The sequence below is a fragment of the Rhizobacter sp. OV335 genome, from assembly GCF_900142965.1.
Classification (GTDB): Bacteria; Pseudomonadota; Gammaproteobacteria; order Burkholderiales; family Burkholderiaceae_C; genus Rhizobacter.
The window spans coordinates 1-1,680 of sequence record NZ_FRCQ01000068.1 but is presented as its reverse complement, the minus strand read 5'-3'; the positions used below and the strand labels follow the sequence as shown (position 1 = coordinate 1,680).

Annotated in this window: 4 protein-coding genes; 3 read left to right on the top strand and 1 reads right to left on the bottom strand. The window is 64.7% G+C overall.

What is annotated here, in order from left to right:
• Window positions 1-321: 321 nt before the first annotated feature.
• Complete coding sequence (locus BUE42_RS31370) at window positions 322-531, bottom strand: Cro/CI family transcriptional regulator (RefSeq protein WP_159445536.1); 210 nt, start codon at window positions 529-531, stop codon at window positions 322-324.
• A gap of 24 nt (window positions 532-555) precedes the next feature.
• Here BUE42_RS31370 and BUE42_RS31365 point away from each other — a divergent pair, with 24 nt between their 5' ends.
• From BUE42_RS31365 to BUE42_RS31355, 3 genes are all read left to right on the top strand, one after another.
• Window positions 556-981 carry a helix-turn-helix domain-containing protein gene (locus BUE42_RS31365; protein WP_083614837.1) on the top strand — a complete coding sequence of 142 codons (426 nt, stop codon included), beginning with the start codon at window positions 556-558 and terminating at the stop codon, window positions 979-981.
• The gene (locus tag BUE42_RS31360) at window positions 981-1,229 is read left to right on the top strand and encodes a hypothetical protein (protein ID WP_073469442.1); all 249 of its coding nucleotides are present in this window, start codon (window positions 981-983) and stop codon (window positions 1,227-1,229) included. Before BUE42_RS31365 ends, BUE42_RS31360 begins: the two co-directional genes overlap by 1 nt.
• Before the next feature lie 147 nt (window positions 1,230-1,376).
• Window positions 1,377-1,673 (top strand): hypothetical protein, encoded by a 297-nt coding sequence (locus tag BUE42_RS31355; RefSeq protein WP_143171886.1) that lies wholly within the window; start codon window positions 1,377-1,379, stop codon window positions 1,671-1,673.
• Window positions 1,674-1,680 lie beyond the last annotated feature (7 nt).

Here is a 1,680-nt window from a genome sequence, read left to right as displayed (position 1 = left end):
GGCAAAACTGCGAGGCATGACGACGAACAAAGATTTCGAATGGGCGCGCATCTCGGTGCGCAGGCTTTTGAAGCGGCTCATGGAGCGGCTGGCCGACGAGCACGAGCGCGCTGCAGTCGAGCTGCGGAGGGCCGCCAAATGAGGCCCGCACGCAAAAACTGCCACAGCTCCCCCATAGGGGCGAAACCGTTGACCGGCAACGTTTACCGGCGCATGCTGAGCCTTAGGCACCACCTTGGCGCCAGGGGAGATTTCATGGGCAAGACCCATCACGGCATCGGGCAGGTGCTGCAGTTTCGGCGTGGCCGCGGCGAACATGGTTCAGGCGGCCTGATGACCGGGGACGCGGAACTTGTCGCACTCCGACCCGGCCTTCAGCTTGCCGGCGGTGAGCGCCTCAAGCTCAAGCTGACGCAGCGGCGGAATCGATCCGCGGCCCTTCCAGTCGCTCAGATTGCTCTGATTGATCTTCAGCGCCTGGGCGGCGGCGACTTGGGTCCCGAAGTGGTCGAGGATGTCCGCGTAGTTCATGGCTCGCATTATGGCGATTCCCATATGGCAAGTCGCATAAATTTCGGCAATCGCCAAAGTACCGTTGACGCAATGGAAACTATCGGCGCCAGGGTGAGGGGGTTGCGGAAGGAGATGGGCCTGACTCAGGCCGAGCTCGCTGCTCGTGCGGGCGTCGACCAGAGCACCATCAGCGACATCGAACGCGGCAAGTCCTTCGGGGCCGAGGTGCTGATGGCGGTCTGCCAGGCGCTGCTGAAGTCGCCGCAGTTCATCATGACCGGCCGGGCCGAGGCGCTCGAGCTGACGACGGTCGAGGTGAACATGATCGCCGCGTACCGGCGCGCGACCGAGAAGGCCGCACCGAAGCCCGACGAGACGCACGCGCCGACGACTGCACCCGCCGGCCCCAGCGTGCGCAAGGTCTCGGCTCCCGCCGCGAAAGCGCGCAAGCAGCAGAAGGTGGGCTGATGCAGCTGGTCCCTACCCCGATCCCCCCGGATCTCAGGCAGGCCGGCATCGACATTCACGAAGGCATCCAGTCCGGGCAGATCACCGGGCTGGGCGTCGTAGTGATCGTGCGCGGCGGCCGGTTCTTCGTCGATGCCTTCGGGGCCGTCGAGCGAAACCCGCACGCGAGCCAGGGCTACACGATGGAGTTGATCCACTGCCTGCACGCGATCGGCGAGCGCAAGAAGAACACCGACACGACCCGCTGAGCCCTTCGATTTAGCGAAAAGCTATCCCGCAAGGCAAGGTCAATAGAAACGTTTGTGCCTTTTTATGGCAAAACCCATTGACCTTGTTTATGGGCATCGCCATACTTCTTCTCAACGCAGCCCCTCACCGCTGCGAAGGAGATGGAGATGGCACAACCCTTTTCTCGGTTCAGCGCGTTGATGGCCTCGGCGCTCTCGCTGATGGCGAGCGGCTCGATGAACCTCGCGGCAGCGGTCACCGAACTCGGCGGCTACAAGTCGCGCGGTCACGGCAAGACCCGCCGGCCGAGCCGCTCGCCGATGTCGGCCATCGGGGGCGGCAACCGCTGCAACCCGGCAGGCCGTTACCCCGAGCAGTCGCTGCGTCAGGCGAACCGCAAGCACCGCCGCGCGCAGGGCGGCCCCGGCCTCGATCGTTTCAACGCACCGCGCGTCGAGGCCTGACATGAGC